Below are 1,892 nucleotides of genomic sequence, written 5' to 3'. Positions count from 1 at the left end.
GAGCCGTAAGTGGCCTCTCGTCGGTTTAGGGGAAGGGACGCCCGACGGCGGCGCGCTAGTCGGCGCCGACGGCGGCTGCGGCGTCCGGCACGTCGTGCGGATCCGGATCGCCGGCACCGCTGCGCAGGAGCAGCAGTCCCGCAGCTACGGCGCAGCAGATGGCGCCGACCCAGAACGGTGCGCGCATGCCCAGCCACTGCGCGATGTGGCCCACAAGGATGGCCGAGACAGCTCCGCCGAACCAGCGCAGGAAGTTGTAGCCGGCGCTGTTCACCGCCCGTGGTCCCGTACCCGAGCTCATCGCGGTGCCGGTGAAGAGGGTGTTCAGGATGCCGGAGAAGATGCCTGAGACAACGATCCCGATCACCACCACGGTCTTGTTTCCGGCAGCCATGCCCAGCAGCACCAGCGCGTAGATGAGCACCGTGAGCACCGCTCCCCCGCGCTCACCGAACCAGCCGGCCACCTTCGGTGCCAGCACCACTGATGAAACCGCCACGCACAGGCCCCAGCCGAAGAAGACAAAGCCAACGAAGAAGGCTCCTTCTTCCAGCACAAACGGCGACCAGGCAATGATCGAGAAGAACGCAGCGGTGTAGAACGCCGAACCGAGGGATGTCATCAGCAGGTTCCGGTTCCGCAGTGCCAGGAGGGGATCCACGAGCCGGATCTTCTGCCGCGCGGATTTGTCTTTGTCCTTGGCCAGCATGGCCAGGCACAGGATCACCCCAACAGCCATGAGCACAGCGGTGCCGGCGAACGGCCCCCGCCAGGAGATGGTGCCCAGCGCGGCGCCCAGGAGCGGCCCGACGGCGAGGCCCACGCCCAGTGCGGCCTCATACAGCAGGATGGCTCCGGCCTGCCCGCCGGCTGCGGCACCAACGATGACCGAGAGTGCCGTGGCGATGAAGAAGGCGTTGCCCAGTCCCCAGACGGCCCTCAGCCACACGAGCGTCTCAATGCTGTTCGCCAGCGCGCACGCCCCCGCGGCGAGCACAATGAGCACCAGCCCCGTCACCAGGGTGCGCTTGGCACCGAAGCGGTAGGACATCACTCCGGTCAGCAGCATGGCAAGGACCTGGACGCCCAGGTAGGAACCGAACAGCAGGGTGGTTTCCGTGGGGGAAGCGCCGAGTTCCTCGGTGATGGTGTTGAGGATCGGGTCCACCAGGCCAATACCCATAAACGCGATCACAGCGGCAAAGGCCGTGACCCACACTGTTTTCGGCTGTCCGCGCAGTGCGTCCGCGAGCCGTGGATGTGCGGGAGCCTCCCGCACGGCTGCAGCTCTGCTCATGTCTGTGGTGCCTTTCGGGTAAGAAGTCTTTAGTCGTCCGCTGAGGGACGGTTGCCGGGCTGGTCCGCTTCCGGCGTGTCCGGTCCCAGGGACAGAAGCCGAACTACTGCAGGGATGGCGTCCTGCAGGAGCCTGCGGTCCTGTTCCGGAAGCCGCTCGAGCAGCAGGGCGAAGGAGTGGTTTCGGCGGTCCACGAGCTCGTCCACCTGGCTGCGGCCCTTGGCGGTGAGGTCGATAACGACGGCGCGCCGGTCGGCTGGGTCTGCCCGGCGTTCCACCAGGCCGAGTTTGACCAGTCCGTTGACCACGGAAGTGGCGGAGGGCAGCTGGACGCCTTCCAGGGCGGCAAGTTCACCCATTCGGAGCGGGCCGCGGTCCACCAGGGTGCTCATGACCGAGGATTGGGAAGCCGTCAGGTCCCATCCCGGGATACGGCGGCGGCTCAGGTGGTAGAGCCGGGGCAGCATGGGGCGCAGTTCCTGCGACAGCTGGAGGGACTCATCAAAACTCATAGTTAAAGATTCTAAGTATTAGAATCCCTAAGCACAATCCTGGCTGTGCACCCCGACATGACAGAAACTGCCCGTTTGGAGCT

2 protein-coding genes are annotated in these 1,892 nt (G+C 65.7%); both read right to left on the bottom strand.

The window, feature by feature from the left end:
• Window positions 1–55: 55 nt before the first annotated feature.
• Window positions 56–1,297 carry an MFS transporter gene (locus ABFX29_RS07920; protein ID WP_152226393.1) on the bottom strand — a complete coding sequence of 414 codons (1,242 nt, stop codon included), beginning with the start codon at window positions 1,295–1,297 and terminating at the stop codon, window positions 56–58.
• Window positions 1,298–1,326: 29 nt separating this feature from the next.
• Complete coding sequence (locus ABFX29_RS07915; protein WP_152226391.1) at window positions 1,327–1,809, bottom strand: MarR family winged helix-turn-helix transcriptional regulator; 483 nt, start codon at window positions 1,807–1,809, stop codon at window positions 1,327–1,329.
• Between the last annotated feature and the right edge of the window lie 83 nt (window positions 1,810–1,892).

The sequence above is a fragment of the Arthrobacter gandavensis genome, assembly GCF_039528575.1.
Lineage (GTDB): Bacteria > Actinomycetota > Actinomycetes > Actinomycetales > Micrococcaceae > Arthrobacter_B > Arthrobacter_B citreus_B.
This window is presented reverse-complemented; position numbering and strand designations above follow the sequence as displayed.